General features: G+C 51.5%; 15 protein-coding genes and 1 riboswitch. Of the genes, 8 read left to right on the top strand and 7 right to left on the bottom strand.

Annotated features, from left to right (window positions below; translation table 11 throughout):
* Positions 1–117 precede the first annotated feature (117 nt).
* The 3 genes from B3Z23_RS05620 to metG form a co-directional block, all read right to left on the bottom strand.
* The gene (locus B3Z23_RS05620; RefSeq protein WP_294902863.1) at positions 118–1,815 is read right to left on the bottom strand and encodes an NAD-dependent malic enzyme; all 1,698 of its coding nucleotides are present in this window, start codon (positions 1,813–1,815) and stop codon (positions 118–120) included.
* Between the two features lie 149 nt (positions 1,816–1,964).
* The gene (gene cdd / locus B3Z23_RS05615; protein WP_294902810.1) at positions 1,965–2,858 is read right to left on the bottom strand and encodes a cytidine deaminase; all 894 of its coding nucleotides are present in this window, start codon (positions 2,856–2,858) and stop codon (positions 1,965–1,967) included.
* 210 nt (positions 2,859–3,068) lie between these two features.
* Positions 3,069–5,141: a methionine--tRNA ligase gene (metG, locus tag B3Z23_RS05610; protein ID WP_294902808.1), complete on the bottom strand. Its 2,073-nt coding sequence runs from the start codon at positions 5,139–5,141 to the stop codon at positions 3,069–3,071.
* Positions 5,142–5,328: 187 nt separating this feature from the next.
* Here metG and apbC point away from each other — a divergent pair, with 187 nt between their 5' ends.
* On the top strand, positions 5,329–6,441 hold the full coding sequence (gene apbC, locus B3Z23_RS05605; protein ID WP_294902806.1) for an iron-sulfur cluster carrier protein ApbC: 1,113 nt from the start codon (positions 5,329–5,331) through the stop codon (positions 6,439–6,441).
* Here apbC and B3Z23_RS05600 read toward each other — a convergent pair.
* Complete coding sequence (locus tag B3Z23_RS05600; protein WP_294902804.1) at positions 6,422–6,916, bottom strand: GNAT family N-acetyltransferase; 495 nt, start codon at positions 6,914–6,916, stop codon at positions 6,422–6,424. The two genes, apbC and B3Z23_RS05600, sit on opposite strands and share 20 nt — an antisense overlap.
* A gap of 161 nt (positions 6,917–7,077) precedes the next feature.
* On the opposite strand from B3Z23_RS05600, the gene ahpC reads away from it, so the two are divergent.
* The 5 genes from ahpC (at position 7,078) to B3Z23_RS05575 (ending at position 12,985) form a co-directional block, all read left to right on the top strand.
* Entirely contained in the window at positions 7,078–7,641 is a 564-nt protein-coding gene (gene ahpC / locus B3Z23_RS05595) for an alkyl hydroperoxide reductase subunit C (RefSeq protein ID WP_038021575.1), read from the top strand.
* A gap of 69 nt (positions 7,642–7,710) precedes the next feature.
* A complete protein-coding gene (ahpF, locus tag B3Z23_RS05590) occupies positions 7,711–9,282 on the top strand; it encodes an alkyl hydroperoxide reductase subunit F (protein ID WP_294902801.1) in 1,572 nt (523 codons plus the stop codon).
* Positions 9,283–9,663: 381 nt separating this feature from the next.
* The gene (locus B3Z23_RS05585; RefSeq protein ID WP_294902861.1) at positions 9,664–10,725 is read left to right on the top strand and encodes a hypothetical protein; all 1,062 of its coding nucleotides are present in this window, start codon (positions 9,664–9,666) and stop codon (positions 10,723–10,725) included.
* Positions 10,725–11,867 (top strand): BamA/TamA family outer membrane protein, encoded by a 1,143-nt coding sequence (locus B3Z23_RS05580; protein ID WP_294902799.1) that lies wholly within the window; start codon positions 10,725–10,727, stop codon positions 11,865–11,867. Before B3Z23_RS05585 ends, B3Z23_RS05580 begins: the two co-directional genes overlap by 1 nt.
* A complete protein-coding gene (locus B3Z23_RS05575; protein ID WP_294902797.1) occupies positions 11,864–12,985 on the top strand; it encodes a DUF4056 domain-containing protein in 1,122 nt (373 codons plus the stop codon). Before B3Z23_RS05580 ends, B3Z23_RS05575 begins: the two co-directional genes overlap by 4 nt.
* Positions 12,986–13,172: 187 nt before the next feature.
* Here B3Z23_RS05575 and dbpA read toward each other — a convergent pair whose 3' ends face one another.
* Entirely contained in the window at positions 13,173–14,552 is a 1,380-nt protein-coding gene (dbpA, locus tag B3Z23_RS05570) for an ATP-dependent RNA helicase DbpA (protein WP_294902795.1), read from the bottom strand.
* Between the two features lie 406 nt (positions 14,553–14,958).
* Positions 14,959–15,049: riboswitch (TPP riboswitch) on the top strand.
* Positions 15,050–15,087: 38 nt separating this feature from the next.
* Here dbpA and thiM point away from each other — a divergent pair.
* Positions 15,088–15,903 (top strand): hydroxyethylthiazole kinase, encoded by an 816-nt coding sequence (thiM, locus tag B3Z23_RS05565; protein ID WP_294902793.1) that lies wholly within the window; start codon positions 15,088–15,090, stop codon positions 15,901–15,903.
* A complete protein-coding gene (gene thiD / locus B3Z23_RS05560; RefSeq protein WP_294902791.1) occupies positions 15,890–16,690 on the top strand; it encodes a bifunctional hydroxymethylpyrimidine kinase/phosphomethylpyrimidine kinase in 801 nt (266 codons plus the stop codon). Before thiM ends, thiD begins: the two co-directional genes overlap by 14 nt.
* On the opposite strand, the gene yegS is transcribed toward thiD, so the two are convergent.
* Together yegS and yegQ are read right to left on the bottom strand one after the other, a co-directional pair.
* Positions 16,691–17,614 (bottom strand): lipid kinase YegS, encoded by a 924-nt coding sequence (yegS, locus tag B3Z23_RS05555; RefSeq protein WP_294902789.1) that lies wholly within the window; start codon positions 17,612–17,614, stop codon positions 16,691–16,693.
* 223 nt (positions 17,615–17,837) lie between these two features.
* A complete protein-coding gene (gene yegQ, locus B3Z23_RS05550) occupies positions 17,838–19,214 on the bottom strand; it encodes a tRNA 5-hydroxyuridine modification protein YegQ (RefSeq protein ID WP_294902859.1) in 1,377 nt (458 codons plus the stop codon).
* Between the last annotated feature and the right edge of the window lie 23 nt (positions 19,215–19,237).

Genomic DNA, 19,237 nt, shown 5'->3' with positions numbered 1-19,237 from the left:
CCTTATGACTCACTGGTTGATAGTTGAAAGTGACCCAAGGGTACTTGAGCCACTTGCGACAGGCAAGACTGATGTGTGACCCGACGAAAGACACGCGCTATTACCGGGTCACGGACATCAGATGGATGTACGGCGGTAATGGCGGTACTGAGGTTTCCAGAAATTATCTTCTACTGCCTGAGTCAGGACTTCTTCAGAGGTTTCTATAGCAACGCCTGCCGCCTGGGCGGCTTTAGCCACCTCAATGGCAATGTAGCGGGATACCTGCTGAATATCTTTCAGTTCCGGTAAGACCGGGCCTTCACCTTTGGTAGCCAGTGGAGAACAATCTGCCAGTGCACGGCTGGCGCTCATAAGCATGGAGTCGGTGATCCGGCTGGCTTTTGAGGCGATAACACCCAGTCCGATACCCGGGAAGATATAGGCATTATTACACTGGGCAATCGGGTAGGTTTTATCTTTCCAGCTGACCGGCGCGAACGGGCTTCCGGTAGCGACCAGTGCGGCACCTTCCGTCCAGGCGATCAGGTCTGCCGGGACTGCTTCAACACGGGATGTCGGGTTAGACAACGGCATAATGATAGGGCGAGGGCAGTGGCTGTGCATTTCACGGATAATTTCTTCTGTGAACAGTCCCGGCTGACCAGAAACCCCGACTAATACCGTCGGCTTCGCATTGCGGACTACATCCAGCAGCGAAATTGCGTCATTTTCTACCTGCCAGCCAGCCACATCCTCAGATGCCTGGATCAGACGGGTCTGGAAAGGCAACAGATTAGGTAGCTTATCGGTCAGTAAACCATAACGGTCGACCATCATCACCCGGCGACGGGCTTCAGCATCGCTAAGACCTTCGGCTTTCATTTCAATTATGATCTGCTCGGCAATCCCACACCCGGCAGAACCAGCGCCCAGGAAAACCACAGTCTGGTCAGAAATCTTGCCACCTGCAGCACGACTGGCGGCGATCAGCGTTCCCACAGCGACTGCTGCGGTGCCCTGAATATCATCGTTAAAACAGCACAGTTCATCACGGTATTGTTCCAGCAACGGCATGGCATTTTTCTGAGCAAAATCTTCAAACTGCAGCAGAACATTGGGCCAGCGACGTTTTACCGCAGAGATAAATTCATGAATAAATTCTGCATATTCCTCGCCCCCAATCCTTGGGTTGCGCCAGCCCATATACAACGGATCGTTTAGCAACTGCTGGTTATTGGTTCCGACATCCAGCGCGACAGGCAGCGTGTATGCCGGGCTGATACCCCCACAGGCGGTATACAGAGATAATTTGCCGATAGGGATCCCCATTCCGCCGATCCCCAGGTCACCCAGTCCGAGGATCCTTTCTCCATCGGTAACAACAATGACTTTGACGTTCTGTTTGGTCGCATTTTGCAGCATATCTTCGATATGCTCACGGTTGGGATAAGAAATAAATACCCCACGGGCGCGGCGGTAGATCTCGGAAAAGTGTTCGCAAGCGGCGCCTACCGTCGGGGTATAAATGATAGGCATGACTTCTTCAAGGTGGTCATCCAGCAGGCGGTAAAACAGGGTTTCATTCGTGTCCTGAATATTTCGCAGATAAACGTGCTTATCGTTGTTATTCTTGAACTCCTGAAACTGATGCCAGGCACGCTCAGCCTGTTCCTCGATGGTTTCCACGGTTTCCGGCAGCAGACCATTAAGATTAAATTCGTTACGCTCTTCCCGTGTAAAGGCACTGCCTTTGTTAAGTAACGGAAATTCCAGAAGAATAGGACCCGCGTAAGGGATGTATAACGGGCGTTTGCTTTCGTAGTCGAGTTCCATGTCGTGCATGCTCCTCAGAATAGACTCCGGTGACCGCACAGTGTCACCAAAGGTGTCAGTGTCTGACAAAAATATAGCGTTAACCGCCGAATGATAAGTATAAAAGATCAATAAATTGTTAATGATGACGCAAATTTAACCAACAACATTCAGGGCGCTGTCTGCAGAGCGACCACCAGCAGCTGGTGGCAACCCAGATCCTCGAGTGTTGCACGGGTAGCTCTGTGCTGACTCAGTTTGGCTCCGGCGTTTTCAGCCAGTACGGCCTGACGAATGGCAAGACAATCTCCGCCCTGTAAATTCATTAAAATCAGTGCAGATTGTAGCGGCGGTAACGACGGGTTATAGGCGGCATTTTCGGCGTAGCGTCCGGCGTAAACGGTACCTTCATCACTTAACAGAGCAACGCCACTGTAAGCGCCGGAATAGGGGGCATAGCTGGCAGCAGCTGCCTGAATCGCGGCATTGATCAGGGGATCCTGATGGCCGACAAAAGATTGTGTATCTTCATCCATCAGTACCTGACTAATTTGCAAATCAGCAGGACCGAAGGCTTCCGGCAGATATTCAGCCAGAGTCCGCGGCGGCCGGCCGGGCAGACATACCTGCAGCAATCCTCCGCTGTTAAGTTCGTTCATAAATTGCCGGCAATGCCCGCAGGGGGTGTAGTTGACCGTAATGGCGTTCAGTCGCTTTTCTCCGGAGAGCCAGGCATGAGTCACTGCACACTGTTCTGCATGAATGGTTTGTTGTAAAGGAGCGCCGCTAAACTCCATATTGGCCCCAAAGTACCAGTGACCACTAATGCCGCGTGCGATGGCCCCGACATTGAATTCAGATAACGGCGTCAGCGCACAACTGGCGGCCAGAGGCAACAGCGCAAGAGCCAGTGCATTTTCATCTAAGTCGCTGCGAGCCATGAGCCGTGAGATAGTTTGCGGATCAAGGGTAGCCTTAAATTGTGGGCTGTCGATGAGCGGCAATAATTCCTGCTGCAAGGTGGCATCGAGGTTCGCAAAAGCGGATCTGTATCGTGGGTGCATACCATGCCTCATTCAATGAACCTAAGTTGGGTAGGTTTTTATATGTGATCTCTGTCAAATGTACAATGTAACCGTCAGTTTTGATTACAACTATGCGGGACCTGTCGCAAAGTTACCCGCTGGTCAACCTGGCCTGAGGTAACAATAAAAATCTCAAAGAAAAAAAGCCGGCGAAGACCGGCTTTTAATCAACAGATGAGGCTGGTTGGGTTAGCGTACCGGCATTCCCGGTTGAGCGCCGCTGTCAGCAGAGAGGATAAACAGATCTTTGCCACCCTGACCGGCTGACAGTACCATCCCTTCGGAAACACCAAAGCGCATTTTACGTGGTGCGAGGTTGGCCACGATAATGGTCAGTCGTCCCACCAGAACTGACGGGTCAGGATAGGCTGCACGAATTCCGGAGAAAATCTGCCGTTTCTCACCTCCGACATCCAGCATCAGACGTAAGAGTTTATCAGACCCTTCGACCAGTTCTGCTTGTTCAATCAGAGCAACACGCATATCCACTTTGGAAAAATCATCAATGCCTATCACGCCTTCCGTCTGCTCTTCAGCCTTTTTAGCCGCTTTTTCGGTGGCGACTGAAGCTTTTTTATCCGCCTTAGCGGTGACCGGGGCAGGTGTCTGTGCGGCGTCTTCTTTCGATGCATCCACCAGGGCTGCCACCTTCGCCATTTCGATACGCTGGTAGAGCGCTTTAAATGGCGCAACGGTATGACCTGTCAGTGGTTGTGCCACGCTGTCCCAGGTCAGTTCACTGTTCAGGAAGGCTTCAGTCCGCTGAGCCAGTTCCGGCAACACCGGTTTGAGCCAGGTCATCAGAATACGGAACAGGTGAATACCCATTGAGCAGATAGCCTGCAGATCAGCCTCACGGCCTTCCTGTTTGGCGACGACCCACGGGGCCTGCTCATCCACATAGCGGTTTGCCAGGTCTGCCAGGGACATAATTTCGCGGATAGCGCGGCTATACTCACGGCTTTCCCAGGCATCGCCAATTTTTTCACTGGCATCAACAAAGGTCTGGTACAGCGCCGGGTCGGCCAGATGATCAGACAGTTTTCCGTTAAAACGTTTAGTAATAAATCCGGCATTACGAGACGCCAGGTTAACGACTTTATTGACAATATCTGCATTAACCCGCTGTACGAAATCTTCCAGATTCAGGTCAATATCATCAATACGTGAAGAGAGCTTGGCGGCATAGTAGTAACGCAGGCTGTCGGCGTCCAGGTGTCGTAACCAGGTACTGGCTTTAATAAATGTCCCGCGGGATTTAGACATTTTGGCACCGTTTACCGTAACGTAACCATGAACAAACAGGTTGTCAGGTTTACGGTACCCGCTGCCTTCCAGCATCGCCGGCCAGAACAGGCTATGGAAATAGACGATATCCTTTCCGATAAAGTGATACAGCTCAGTCGTCGAGTCTTTTTTCCAGTACTCCTCGAAATCGATATCACCCCGTTTGTCACACAGATTCTTAAACGATCCCATATAACCGATAGGCGCATCCAGCCAGACATAGAAATACTTGCCCGGAGCATCCGGAATCTCGAAACCGAAATACGGCGCATCACGCGAAATATCCCATTGTTGCAGACCGGAGTCGAACCACTCCTGCATCTTATTCGCGACCTGTTCCTGCAATGCCCCGGAGCGGGTCCAGGTCTGCAACATGGCGGAAAATGAGGGCAAATCAAAGAAGAAATGCTCAGAATCACGCATTACCGGAGTCGAACCGGAAATCACTGACTTAGGTTCAATCAGTTCAGTCGGGCTGTACGTTGCCCCGCAGACTTCGCAATTATCGCCGTACTGGTCAGGTGTTTTACACTTCGGACAGGTTCCTTTGACAAAACGGTCCGGCAAAAACATCCCTTTTTCCGGGTCATAAAGCTGAGAAATGGTACGGTTTTTAATAAAACCGTTTTGTTTTAGGCGACCATAAATTTGTTCAGACAGTACGCGGTTTTCTTCACTGTGAGTAGAGTGATAATTGTCATAACTGATGTTAAACCCGGCGAAATCTGTCTGATGTTCCCGGCTCATCTCACCAATCATTTGCTCCGGGGTAACCCCGAGTTGCTGTGCTTTCAGCATGATAGGTGTACCGTGGGCGTCGTCAGCACAAATAAACCACAGGGTATTGCCACGCATTCGCTGGTAACGTACCCAGATATCTGCCTGGATGTGTTCCAGCATATGCCCGAGATGGATTGATCCATTGGCGTACGGCAGAGCGCACGTTACCATTATTTTTTTAGCGAGCTGATTCATAGTTTGCGTAGCTTTCTGTTGGTTTGAAAATGAGTTCTGAATGGTAACCGAAGGCACCGTTAACGTAAACAAGCGCTGGGGGATAATGGCAGGATCGCAGGCCACAGGAGCGATCTGTTACACTAGCGGTTGAACAGCGGTTTATTGTGCGTTGTGGTTACCACGTAATCTGTCAGAAGGAGAAGGGATGATGTCAGATTCCCGTCAGCAATATTCACCGGAAGCCCTGTATCAGCAGGTGAGCGCCGTCGTACAACGCTTTGTACATCCGACCCTGCAACAGGATCTGGTCCGGCTGAATGCTGTGCATCATGTGGCGCTGCTGGACAACGTATTACATATCGAACTGGTGATGCCGTTTGCCTGGCAGTCCGGGTTTGAGGCATTACAGCAGGCGGTGAACGCCGAATTGCAACAGCTGTCAGGAGCCTCTCGCGTCGAGTGGCGACTGACCCACGACATCGCCACCCTGAAGCGGGTGAAAAATCTTCCTTCGGGGCACGGCGTAAAAAATATTATTGCAGTCAGCTCAGGCAAAGGGGGGGTAGGAAAGTCCTCGACAGCCATCAATCTGGCGCTGGCGCTGATGGCTGAAGGGGCCCGTGTGGGATTACTGGATGCCGATATTTATGGGCCATCAATACCTTTAATGATTGGGACGGAAGAGAGGCGGCCTTCCTCACCTGACGGCAAACATATGGCTCCTGTTATGGCTCACGGGCTGGCCACCAACTCGATAGGTTATCTGGTCACCGAAGATAATGCGATGGTCTGGCGCGGGCCGATGGCCAGTAAAGCATTGTTGCAATTACTTAACGAAACCCTGTGGCCCGAACTCGATTATCTGGTTATTGATATGCCTCCCGGCACAGGGGATATCCAGCTGACACTGGCGCAGAATATACCGGTAACGGCGGCGATGGTGGTGACCACGCCCCAGGATGTGGCACTGCTCGATGCCCGTAAAGGCATCGTGATGTTTAATAAAGTCGATGTCCCGGTACTGGGTGTGGTGGAAAATATGAGTGTTCATATTTGTAGCCAGTGTGGTTTTCATGAGCCAATTTTTGGCACCGGCGGTGCGGAAAAACTGTCTGAAGATTACGGTATCGAATTGTTGGGACAGATCCCGCTGCATATTTCATTACGTGAAGATCTGGATGCCGGAGAACCCACAGTCATCCGGCAACCGGACAGTGAATTTACTCAACTTTATCGCCGGATGGCTTCGACGGTGGCGGCGAAACTCTACTGGCAGGGTAAAGTGATCCCCGCGGATATCAGTTTCCGCGCCCTGTAATTCTGGTGTCTGCGTCATCATTGTCAACGCGGTGATGACGCGGATAGTGCATCAGAATATAGGGACCTTCTTCCGATTCTCCGCAGGCAATGTCCTCCCAGCCATGTTGCAGGTAAAACTGGTGGGCAGCATGATTTTTGGCCATGCATTTCAGACTGCCGGTCGTTGTAAACTGTTGCTGTACCTGTTGCAATAGTGCCGAACCTACACCGCCTCGCTGGTAATCCGGGCTGACAAATAAACTGTGCAGAAAATTATTGACCGGCGACCAGGCCGCGAAACCGGCACGCTCCTGATCTGCCATGGCAACGAACACCTGCTCACCGAGAATCAACGGGTCAAAATCCTCCAGCTGCCAGTTATCGCCGGTCAGCCAGTGCCAGTTACTCCGGCGACTGGACAGATACAGTGTTCTGAGAAACGGGCGATCGGCTTCGCAGTAAGGGCGTATGATAAAGCTCAGGGACTTTTCCATGGGCAAACTCTATACCGGATAACGGGTTAAATGAAACAGTCCAGCATATTATTCATCCACCGTTTAATAGATTTTAGTTATTAAATTGATAACGACAGAGTATTGGTGCTCTCTGAGCCGGCAGGGTACTTTAGAACTCAACTTTTTACGGAGGGCAACGAATGTCTATTATCAATACTAAAATCAAACCGTTTAAAAACAATGCGTTTAAAGATGGCCAGTTCGTCGAACTGACAGAGAAAGACACCGAAGGTAAATGGAGCGTTTTCTTCTTCTATCCTGCTGATTTTACTTTTGTCTGCCCGACTGAATTAGGTGATGTTGCTGACCATTACGACGAATTCCAGAAACTGGGAGTAGATATTTACTCTGTTTCTACCGATACCCATTTCACCCACAAAGCATGGCATGGCAGCTCAGAAACCATTGCTAAAATCCGTTATGCGATGATTGGCGACCCGACCGGTGCACTGACCCGTAATTTCGAAATCATGCGTGAAGACCAGGGTCTGGCTGACCGTGGAACCTTTATCGTTGACCCGGAAGGCGTCATCCAGGCAATCGAAATTACTGCTGAAGGTATCGGCCGTGATGCCTCTGACCTGCTGCGTAAAGTGAAAGCGGCTCAGTATGTGGCGACTCACCCTGGTGAAGTGTGCCCTGCAAAATGGAAAGAGGGTGAAGCGACTCTGTCTCCTTCACTGGACCTGGTGGGTAAAATCTAACCTTCCTGCCAGCCAATATTCTGTTTTATTCGGGTGCTACGGCACCCGTTTTTCTGCCAGGAGATCGATATGCTTGATACCACATTAAAAAACCAACTCAGTATTTATCTTGAAAAACTGACCCGTCCGGTGGAGTTAATCGCGACTCTGGATGACAGTAAGGCTTCCGGTGAAGTGCAGGAACTGCTGAATGAAATTACCGGACTGTCCGACAAGTTAACTCTGACGCTGGATAACAGCCTGGCAGTACGTAAACCCTCATTTATGATTTCTCAGCCAGGCCAGAACCATGGTCCGCGTTTTGCAGGATCGCCACTGGGGCATGAATTTACATCCCTGGTGCTGGCGTTGCTTCAGACCGGCGGCCATCCGTCGAAAGAGAGTCAGGAACTGTTATCTCAGGTTGCCGAACTGGACGGTGAACTGAACTTTGAAACTTATTACTCCTTGTCCTGCCACAACTGTCCTGACGTAGTACAGGCGCTGAACCTGATGGCTATCCTTAATCCTCAGGTCACTCATACGGCTATTGATGGCGGTATATTCCAGAACGAAATCGAACAACGCGAGATTATGGGTGTCCCGGCGGTGTTCCTGAATGGTAAGAGCTTTGCTCAGGGCCGTCTGACACTGAGTGAAATCGTCACTAAAGTGGATACCCGTGCCGGTCAAAAAGCCGCTGAGTCACTAAACCAGCGTGAGCCCTATGATGTTCTGATTGTCGGTAGCGGCCCTGCCGGTGTTGCGGCGGCCATCTATGCGGCACGTAAAGGTATTCGGACCGGGTTGATGGGCGAACGTTTTGGTGGTCAGGTGCTGGATACAGTAGATATCGAAAACTATATTTCGGTACCAAAAACCGAAGGCAGCAAACTGGCCGGAGCATTACGCCAGCATGTGTCAGATTATCAGATAGATGTTATTGAAGCTCAGACCGCCAGCCAGCTGCTGCCGGCTCAGGTTACTGGTGGATTGCATTCTGTGGCTACCGCCTCCGGTGCTACCCTGAAAGCCAGGTCGGTTATCCTCGCGACGGGTGCCCGCTGGCGCAATATGAACGTGCCGGGAGAAGAGCAGTACCGGACCCGGGGAGTGACTTACTGTCCACATTGTGATGGCCCGCTGTTTAAAGGCAAACAGGTTGCTGTGATTGGCGGCGGTAACTCCGGAGCTGAAGCGGCGATTGATTTAGCCGGTATCACCGAACACGTCACATTACTGGAATTTGCCAGCGAATTGAAAGCCGATAAAGTATTGCAGGATAAACTGCACAGCCTGAAAAATGTGGATGTCATTGTTAATGCTCAGACTCAGGAAGTCACCGGTGATGGCAGGCAAGTGACGGGTCTGCGTTATCAGGACCGTCAGACCAGTGAGCAGCATAATCTGGCGGTATCAGGGATCTTCGTACAGATTGGTTTGTTGCCTAATACCCAATGGCTGAGTGAAAACATCACTCTGAATCGTTTTGGTGAAATCGAAATTGACAGTAAATGCGAAACCAATCAGAAGGGAATTTTTGCTGCCGGTGACTGTACCACCGTACCCTATAAGCAAATTATCGTGGCCAGCGGTGAAGGAGCCAAAGCTTCACTAAGTGCTTTTGATTACCTGATCAGAACCATACAGGCTGACGAATAATCCGTTGCCACCCACAGGTGATTGTCCTGAATATCACCTGTGGTATTTTTTGTCAGATTTCTTTATCCGCCATTCTCTTCATACATCATTTTTGATGATCTTACTTTTCCTGTAATGACTCACTGGCAAATCGCCAGCCTCCATCCGGACGCTATACACAGAAAAACACCCTGCCTTTGCGGGCATTAAGTCATAAATAAGCATTTACATATCAGAATATATATAATAAATATTATTTAATTGCAGATTAATGGTCTGATAATTATTAATTGTTAGCACGTTATGCTGATAATTACCCGCAACTGTCCCGCATAATTCCATTCTTTTTGTAAGGGTAAATTTCCCTCATTTCCGGCAATGGCAGAACTTAAAACAATGAAAATCAGATATCAGGCTCTCAGTCTGTTCGCCCTCCAGGGCATGCTTTGTAACGCTTACGGTGCCACACCTCAGGATATTTCATCACTGTATCAACTCCCGGAGACGACGGTTTCCCCGCAAGCTCCTGTCAGCGCCAATCCGGCACCGCTGAGCGCAACTCCGGTAAAGCATTATGGCCGCTGGTTCCCGCTACTCGGGGACAAAGCCGTTCAGATGGGGTATGAACTGCCTGAGCCCTTCGGTATTGGTATCAACTATATGAATATCCGACAGAATATTGACGTTAGTTCGATCAACTTCACCGGACTCGGTCTGGGGAATATCGCCTTACCTCCCGGGATGTTCAAAATCGATGCCAGCAAAACGCGGCAGTACAGTAAAACCCGCACACTGAGGCTGGATGCCTGGGTACTGCCATTCTTGAATATCTATGGAATTTTGGGCAAGACCCGCGGCCATTCGGTTTCATCAATCGGGGTAGATTCTGATCCCGCCGATTTTAAAGGCAATATTCTGGACCAGCTGATTTCCAATGTGGTCCACAGCATGCACAACGCCGGTCAGTTCGATAACCTCAATTTTGAACTGAAATTTAAGGGAAATACCTATGGAATAGGGACTGTACTGGCTGGAGGGGTCGGTAACTGGTATGGACTGGTCGATTTTAACTATACCCAGACTCACTTTGATATTCTCGATGGCAGCATCAATGCGTTGACTGTCTCGCCGAGAATAGGTTACCGCTTTGACACACCGGGTATACGCAGGATAGGTCTGACCCCGGGAAAACTGAACGTCTGGATGGGAACGATGTACCAGAATGTTCAGCAGGAGTTTAAGGGAAATCTTAATGATTTGACGATGCCGGCTTCGTTGAAACAGTTGATGGCGATGGCGAATCGTAACGGAAACGGACGTTTTGATGTGAAACAGCGCCTGCAATCGCCGTGGAATGTTCTGATAGGTGCCCAGTACAGTATTACCCGCCATTTTAATATCGCCACCGAAATAGGATTTGCTGAGAGAAACAGTTTCTTCGTCTCCGGGGAATATCGTTTCTGATGTATTGCCGGTTACCGAAAATATTGGTGTTGGGGTGTTCACTGTGGTCATCGTTGACATCTGCGCAGGTTTTGCCCTCACGTCAACAAATTGACCATTGGCTGACTCCATTGGGAGCCAGCCGGACGTTTGACTCAAGCCACGGCATAGACTGGGGAATGATACCCGGCCCTTTTTATACCCCCGAGCTGGGGATAGGTCTGGGGATGGTGGTGGCCGGATTGTACCGTCCGGATGTTAATGATCATATCAGCCAGAACTCCTCGGTCACGCTCAGTGGCTACGCCAGTAGCACCGGGGCTGCCGGATTACATCTGAACAACTACAGCTTCTACGACAATGATCGCTGGCGGTTATTTATCGAAGCGACCTTAAGTCATACCCCAACCTGGTACTGGGGGAAGGGGTTTGCAGCCGGTCGTCAGAACCGAAACCGGATAAGGTATATTTCTCAGGACATCAGTGTGATACCTCAGGTTTTACGTCAGATTGCTCCGGACACGTATCTGGGCGCTGGCTGGTCACTGAATAATATGCAAGCCGGTGGCATCCGGAATAAACACAAGCCAGGACCGGAACAGCAGGCTGACGGGCAGGGAGTATTCAGTAGCGGCCCACTGTTCAGCCTGAGCTATGACAGTCGTGACTTTGTGCCTAATCCGCATCGGGGAATAGATGCCAGCCTGCAGTATATTCGTTACCGGCGTCAGACTGGAAGTGATACCGGATTTGATGCCTGGACGGCCCATTTCAGTGCTTATCATGCCCTGGATGATAAACGGGTGATTGCCTTTGAAATTAACGGTGCATTCACCAGCGGGCAGGTACCCTGGAATATGCTGCCGATGTTGGGGGACAGTAATCATTTCAGAGGGTATTACCCGGGACGTTACCGGGACAGGAATGTGATTACTGCGCAACTGGAATACCGTCATGCGCTGAGCTGGAGGAACGGCGTTGTCGGCTGGATTGGCAGCGGCACAATGGCACCGCGTTTTTCGGCATCTTTAGCTGAACGCTGGTTACCCACTGTCGGCGCCGGATATCGCTTTGAATTTAAACCCGGGATGAATATCAGACTGGACTATGGCATCGGCAGAGGCAGCAGCGCATTTTACTTTCAGGCAGGAGAGGCGTTTTGAAAACAGGGATGGGTGTTTTATTACTGGCGCTGTTACTTTGTGTTACGTTGGCGGAAGCAGTAGTGCCTGTCAGTATCGATTTTTCTCATCAGCCGCAACAACAAGCCAGCGAAGCCTGGCCGGTAGTGAAGCCGTTATCTCCTCCGGAGGGGCTGCGCCCATGCTGCGCATTTGGTTATGATCTGAAAACCCGGTTGGCGGGTATACCTGTGCCCGGGTACCGGATTAATAATGTGATTGATGCCGAAAATACTGGCCAGCACAGTTATAACGACAGCCACTGGGGGGCAGTGCTGGCACTGACGGGCCTTGACCCGGAGTACAACGGCATTATCTACACCAGGCTTGGCGGTTTTATCGATACTGCGCATATCCGTGACAGCGCAGATATGACGTTCTGGATATTCAGCCAGCTCTACCCCGGACTGGGAAAAGCATTTACTATTTCACCGGGTGAGGACGAGCTGGCAAAGCGGGAAATAGTGTTCAGTGCTTTTCGTCCACCAGATGATCCCGCTACTGCCTATACGCTGGCGGTTTGGATATCGGCGAGGATAGCCTTTGAAATTGCAGCCTGGCACGAAATTGCGCAATGGTATGGGTTTGAATCGGTTCCCGGATTTTCCGAGGGTATTTCCGCATTCTCTCCGGAAGATCTCTATTCTAATCTGGTCGGGGTTCGTCTGGCTGCTACCCTCCTGCTTACAGGGCATGGTTACAGTAAAGGTGGTTTTAACACTGCAATGAGCGCGCTGCTGCCGGAAGCTTTGCAGCGGCTCGAAGCTGAATCCCCGGAAGGGACTCGTTTTCATTTTGATATGCTGGATGGCAAATGGTGGAACAGCCGCAGAGCCGTCCCTGAAAAATTCTTAGTGCTGAAACGTAACTATCTGACCGGCAATGATCGAATTCCGACTCCGGTTCCCGGTCAGCCGGAAGCTAGTCTGGCACTTACCTTGCCAACGGTCTATGCGGGGGAATCGTTGGCCGCTTTGGGTGAATTACGTCTGTTCACGGGGCAGTCGATGCAACAGTTACCCGTATCGAAATGTTACTACCACTGGCCTGACTTTCAGACACTGGCCAGCGCGGCACAGCTCAGTGACAGCCAACAATGACTTCGGTTGAAAGTTAAGGTGCAATGAAAAAGGAAACACAGACATTACCGCAACCCGCTGATAAGCCACAGGGCAGTATTTGGCGCGCGACTTCATTTAAAGAGGGTCGCTGCCGTCGGCAGGTAAACGGGAAGACGGAAAACTGTCATTCCGGGAGGCCCTGTTCAGTAAGACCTCCTGCCACGGGTTACCTGAGCACTCTGATTTTACAATTTTTCCCTTTAACCTTCACCTGTTGCAACTGGCGAAAAGTCTTGCTCAGCGCAGCTTTACGGAGTGCAACATAGGCATGCATCGGAAACAGATCTATTTTTCCGATATTATCGGCGTTCAGCCCTGCCTCTCCGGTCAGTGCACCCAGAATATCTCCTGGCCGGATTTTCGCTTTCCGTCCGCCATCAATACACAAAGTTACCATTGTCGCTTCCATCGGGGCGGCGGAGGAGGCGGATAAACTGCTGGCCTGCAACCATTGAGGCTTCAGGCTAATATAATCTTCAAGCGCGTTTGCCCGCTGAATTTCAGACGGGGCAACCAGGCTGACCGCCAGGCCCTTCTGACCTGCACGAGCGGTACGGCCAATACGGTGAACATGGACTTCCGGGTCAAAAGAGAGTTCGTAGTTAACCACCATAGCCAGTTCTTTAATATCCAGTCCACGAGCTGCCACATCAGTAGCAACCAGTACGCGGCAGCTCTGGTTAGCAAAACGAACCAGCACCTGATCCCGGTCACGTTGCTCCAGATCACCATGCAAAGCCAGTACGCTGATGCCGGAGTCGGTCAGTGCATCATATACTTCCTGACAGTCGCGTTTGGTATTACAGAACACGACACAAGAGGCTGGCTGGTGGTGGCTTAGCAGCGTCTGTAGCAGTGGTAGTTTTTCACCGCGGGTAGCTTCATAAAACTGCTGTTCAATATCCGGTAATGCGGAGACCTCACCGGTGGTGATACTCACCGGTTGCTGTTGTACCCGCGCACTGATGCTTTCGATTCCCTGAGGGTAAGTGGCAGAAAACAGCAATGTCTGGCGTTGTACCGGCAGATAACTGATAACATCTTCGATAGCTTCACTGAATCCCATATCCAGCATCCGGTCAGCTTCATCCAGCACCAGCACTTTCATCTGCCCCGCATCCAGAGTTTTTCTGCCCAAATGCTCCTGAATGCGTCCCGGGGTGCCGACGACAATATGCGGCGCATGAGCCAGTGATGCCAGTTGCTGTCCCATGGGCTGGCCACCACACAATGTGAGAATTTTGAGGTTTGGAATATAGCGTGCCAGGCGGCGCAGTTCTTTCGTCACCTGATCCGCCAGTTCACGGGTCGGACACAGAACCATCGCCTGAGGAGTGAACTGTGATGCATCAATGTTAAGCAACAGTCCGATACCAAACGCTGCAGTCTTGCCGCTGCCAGTTTTGGCCTGCGCACGAACATCGCGACCTTGCAGGATTTCCGGCAGGGCTGCGGCCTGAACTGGCGTCATGGTGGTATAACCAAGTTCAGCAAGGTTTTCGAGCTGCGCGGCAGGCAGCGACAGGGAAGCAAAAGGTTGGGTCACAGGATTTACTCTCAGACGATTAACAGGGGCAGGCCAGCCGGTATGGCAGTGCAGCAACACTGATGTTGCCGTCAGCCTGTATACAGATAGCCCTATAATAACAGAGATAACACGGGGGCGGCAGCGCTAAAATCAGCCACATTGTCAGACTGACACGGGCAGAAGTCCGCAACAGGATTTGGGAGGAAACTGTCTGCATTTTGTTCATGCCTGATGCAATAACTGGCTAAAGTGCGGCCTGATAAATTTTAAATCATCAATGATGTCCATCCATCGCTGTCTGATATTGTCAGGCCAGAGCTCTCCCCGGAGGGAATCCGGCAATCTCCCGACATTTACAATGCTTCTGTCTGACATTACTATCTGTTGTTAAGGTTAGTTAACAATAATGACCGTAAAATTTAAATCCAATGACTCGGGGTGCCCTTTACGGCTGAGAAATACCCGTTGAACCTGAACCGGATCATACCGGCGGAGGGAAGTCTGATACCTGAATAGTGGTATCCGTTTCCTGATGCCCGTCAGGAGCGTTGAAATGTCTGAAGTCACTTCTGTTTTTTCCGCCCGTCAGTCTGCTGCATCCTGGCAGCAGTTCTCAGCGTCCCCACCGCTGGTACATTGCATGACAAACCTGGTAGTACAGGCCCAGACCGCGAATATTTTACTGGCAGCCGGTGCGTCTCCCGCGATGGTGATTGATCCGGAAGAAGTTCCGGTGATGGCCCGCCATGCGGGAGCTCTGCTGATTAATGTCGGCACCATAACACGGGAACTCAGCGAAGCGATGCAGTTAGCAGTGAATGCGGCCAGTGAAGCAGGAGTTCCGTGGACTCTGGACCCTGTTGCCGTGGGCGTGTTGCCGTTACGAAGCGATTTTTGCCGTCGTTTACTGGATGCCTCACCGGCGGTGATACGGGGTAATGCTTCTGAAATACTGGCGTTGGCAGGGGAAGGAGTGGGGGGCCGGGGAGTAGACAGCCTGGAGGACTCATCACGGGCCGTGGATGCCGCTATCCGGCTGGCAGCAGACTACCGGACCCTGGTGGTGGTTTCCGGAAAGACAGATTATGTGACGGATGGTCACCGGATTATCAGAGTGCAGGGGGGATCACCGATGATGACTGCGGTCACCGGAACGGGTTGTGGTCTCTCGGCACTGGTCGCGGCTTACAGTGCGCTACCGGGCGACAGGATTCACCACGTCGCTGCCGCCTGCCAACTGATGTCGCTGGCCGGTGAACAGGCTGCCCGCCGGTCTGCAGGACCCGGGAGTTTTGCTGTCAGGTTGATTGATGCTCTCTGGCAATTACGCCACGGCACGTGCCAGGAGGTGACTGATGCTGCGTATTAATGCACTGACTATCGCAGGAACGGATCCCAGCGGTGGTGCCGGGATTCAGGCCGATCTCAAAACATTTTCAGCGCTGGAAGCCTACGGCACCAGTGTGATTACCGCACTGGTGGCGCAAAATACCTGTGGTGTTCGTTCGGTATTTCCGGTGCCGGCAGAGTTTGTCCGTCAGCAACTCCGGGCCGTGCTGGACGATGTCAGGATTGATACCCTGAAACTCGGTATGCTGCATAACGCAGAGATTATCCGGATGCTGGCGGACGAACTGCGGAAAACGACCGTGTCGTGGCGGGTTCTCGATACGGTAATGCTGGCGAAAAGTGGCGATCCGTTGCTGGATCCGCAGGCGGTGGCTCTGCTCAGGGACTCACTGTTGCCGGAAGTGTCGTTGATCACTCCGAACCTGCCGGAAGCCGCTGCACTGCTGGGATGCAGGGAAGCTACCAGCGAACAGGAAATGTTGAACCAGGCGAAGCAGTTGCTGAACACCGGCTGTCAGGCGGTATTGATTAAAGGTGGGCACCTGCGGAGTGACGAAAGCCCTGACTGGCTGGTCAGTCAGGGAGTTCAACAACGTTTTACCACGACACGTATTGATACCCGTAATACCCATGGTACCGGCTGCACCCTGTCGGCGGCACTGGCCGCATTACGACCACGCAATCCAGACTGGGCAGCCACCGTGTTAGCCGCTAAACAGTGGCTTTCCGGAGCCATTGCGGCGGCCGATAGCTTGCAGGCAGGGCAGGGTAACGGACCGGTACATCATTTTTATCGCTGGTGGTAATCACTCAGTAAACTGCGCGGTGGTAGCGCTGAGTAGCGGGCAGTGCTCCGGAAGCCGGCAATTCACTGCTTTAGGTAACAGCTCGAACCGAAAATGGTTACCCTGCAACGGCTCTCCGTCCAGGTTAAAGGTCATATTGTGGCGGGCCTTGATCTCCAGTTGATGACACCGGCCGGTGATCACGCCCGGATTGCCGGGAGTACCCGCCAGATTATGCAACAGCGAGGGTAGCCACTGTTCGGCAGTGACAATGCTGATATCGAGGATCCCGTCATCAATCAGGGCCGTCGGGCACAACTGCTGGCCACCGCCAGCCTGACGGGCGTTACCGATACCAATAACCAGAGCGTCGCCCTGCCAGCTAAAATCATCGCTGATGATTTCGCACCGGTCAGGTTGCAGCGTATCCATCCGTAATAAGCCATGGACAACATAAGACATCCCCCCCAGGGCAGCTTTGAGCTTATCGGGGGTTTCGGTGGTGATCCGGGTGCCAAATCCGCCGGTCGCCATGTTGATAAAATAACGCTGACCGTTCACTCTCACCAGATCAACCGCCGTCACTTCACCCTGCAAAGCCAGCCGCAGAGAGGCTTCCAGAGACTCCGGAATGGCGGCGGAACGGGCAAAATCATTGGCGGTGCCAAGTGGTAATATTCCCAGCGTCGGGCGGGCATGGAGGGGGAGGCTGGCCAGTGCAGTCGTCAGTTCGTTGATGGTACCGTCACCCCCGGCAGCAATCACCGTATCGGCATCAATCGCAGAGGCTTCGTCCAGAAAACGGCTAATATCACCATGTTCCCAGGTAACACGGACGTCAATCAGATGTCCTTCACTCCGCAGACGATAAACTGCCTGACGTAGCGGATCAACGGCGGCACTTTTTCCGTTCACCATGATCATGGCTTTAGTACTGAGTTTCATTCCTCTGTTCCTGAAAAAACAAGCCAGTTAACCGAATTTATAGCATAAAAAGGCCGGTGACCGCAGTGCAGAAATGCAGAAAAAAGAAAACCCGCCAGGGGGGCCAGGCGGGCAAATGAGGTGGATTCTGAGGTAATCAGAGAATCTTTATCCTTCGTTATAATGTGCTAATTCTAACCACTGTAATGACGGATAACTGTGATCAGATTCTAAATAGCAAAACTTAGGCCTGAACTACTGAAGTATGCGGGGCCTGAGTGGTGGCTCCGTCCGGCAGATTACGTAACAACAGGGCGTAATCAAGACAGATATCTGCAGGTACCCGCATCCAGACTTTGTGACCATCGCCCGGGGCAACCTCTGTTGGTTGATTTTTGCTGTTCAGCAACTCGTCCAGTGTGAAAGTAAGATTACCTGCAGGAGTCATGATTTCCAGACTATCATTCAGCAAAAATTTGTTTTTAACCGCGACTTCCACATAGTCGTCCCGCCGTTGACCGGTAAATTCCCCGACAAACTGTTGGCTAACTGATACAGAGTATCCTTGCTGGTAATTCTGGTAGCTGTCATGCGTATGCCGGCGTAAAAAACCTTCGGTATAACCGCGATGAGCCAGTCCTTCCAGGGTATCCAACAGCGAGGGGTCGAAGGGTTTACCTGCAGCAGTGTCGTCAATTGCTTTACGATAGACCTGCGCCGTACGGGCACAGTAATAAAACGATTTGGTGCGCCCTTCGATTTTAAGCGAATGAACGCCCATCTGGCTCAGACGTTCCACATGAGCGACAGCTCGCAGATCTTTGGAGTTCATAATGTAAGTGCCATGTTCATCTTCAAAAGCACTCATTGGCTCTTCGGGCCGCATCTTCTCGGTGATCAGGAACACTTTATCCGTGGCTGGGCCGATACCCAGAGACGGTTCAACCTGCTGTACCGGGATGGGCTTAAATTTTTCAACAATATTACCGATATTATCTTCTTTTCCTTCCTGAACCTGATAATCCCAGCGACAGGCGTTGGTGCAGGTACCCTGATTAGGGTCACGTTTATTCAGATAGCCGGAAAGCAGACAACGGCCAGAATAGGCCATGCACAGTGCGCCATGGACAAAGACTTCCAGTTCCATCTCCGGCACCTGACGGCGGATTTCTTCGATTTCTTCCAGAGATAACTCGCGTGACAAAATGACCCGACTCAGTCCCATCTGCTGCCAGAATTTCACCGTGGCCCAGTTAACGGCATTTGCCTGCACCGAGAGATGAATATCCATTTCCGGGAAGGCCTCGCGGACCAGCATAATCAGCCCGGGATCAGACATAATCAAGGCATCAGGCTGCATATCCACGACCGGTTGCAGGTCACGGATAAAGGTTTTGAGTTTGGCATTGTGCGGGGCGATATTCACGACCACATAAAACTTTTTCCCCAGGGCATGAGCCTCCTGAATACCTTGTCGCAGATTCTCATGGCTGAATTCATTATTACGTACCCGCAGACTGTAACGTGGTTGTCCGGCATAGACCGCATCGGCACCATAAGCAAAGGCATAGCGCATATTTTTCAGGGTGCCGGCAGGGGAAAGTAGTTCAGGCTTAAACATGGTCATTCTCGTTTCTGATATCA

This window comes from Tatumella sp. UBA2305, assembly GCF_002345795.1.
Taxonomy (GTDB): domain Bacteria; phylum Pseudomonadota; class Gammaproteobacteria; order Enterobacterales; family Enterobacteriaceae; genus Tatumella; species Tatumella morbirosei.
The sequence above is the reverse complement of the archived record's forward strand: the minus strand, read 5'-3'. Positions and strand labels throughout refer to the sequence as shown.

Excerpts from the sequence above, each read along its gene's own strand:
- B3Z23_RS05620 (WP_294902863.1), bottom strand. The coding sequence starts at position 1,815 with ATGGAACTCGACTACGAAAGCAAACGCCCGTTATACATCCCTTACGCG.
- cdd (WP_294902810.1), bottom strand. The coding sequence starts at position 2,858 with ATGCACCCACGATACAGATCCGCTTTTGCGAACCTCGATGCCACCTTG.
- metG (WP_294902808.1), bottom strand. The coding sequence starts at position 5,141 with ATGAATCAGCTCGCTAAAAAAATAATGGTAACGTGCGCTCTGCCGTAC.
- apbC (WP_294902806.1), top strand. The coding sequence starts at position 5,329 with ATGATGTCAGATTCCCGTCAGCAATATTCACCGGAAGCCCTGTATCAG.
- B3Z23_RS05600 (WP_294902804.1), bottom strand. The coding sequence starts at position 6,916 with ATGGAAAAGTCCCTGAGCTTTATCATACGCCCTTACTGCGAAGCCGAT.
- ahpC (WP_038021575.1), top strand. The coding sequence starts at position 7,078 with ATGTCTATTATCAATACTAAAATCAAACCGTTTAAAAACAATGCGTTT.
- ahpF (WP_294902801.1), top strand. The coding sequence starts at position 7,711 with ATGCTTGATACCACATTAAAAAACCAACTCAGTATTTATCTTGAAAAA.
- B3Z23_RS05580 (WP_294902799.1), top strand. The coding sequence starts at position 10,725 with ATGTATTGCCGGTTACCGAAAATATTGGTGTTGGGGTGTTCACTGTGG.
- thiM (WP_294902793.1), top strand. The coding sequence starts at position 15,088 with ATGTCTGAAGTCACTTCTGTTTTTTCCGCCCGTCAGTCTGCTGCATCC.
- thiD (WP_294902791.1), top strand. The coding sequence starts at position 15,890 with ATGCTGCGTATTAATGCACTGACTATCGCAGGAACGGATCCCAGCGGT.
- yegS (WP_294902789.1), bottom strand. The coding sequence starts at position 17,614 with ATGAAACTCAGTACTAAAGCCATGATCATGGTGAACGGAAAAAGTGCC.
- yegQ (WP_294902859.1), bottom strand. The coding sequence starts at position 19,214 with ATGTTTAAGCCTGAACTACTTTCCCCTGCCGGCACCCTGAAAAATATG.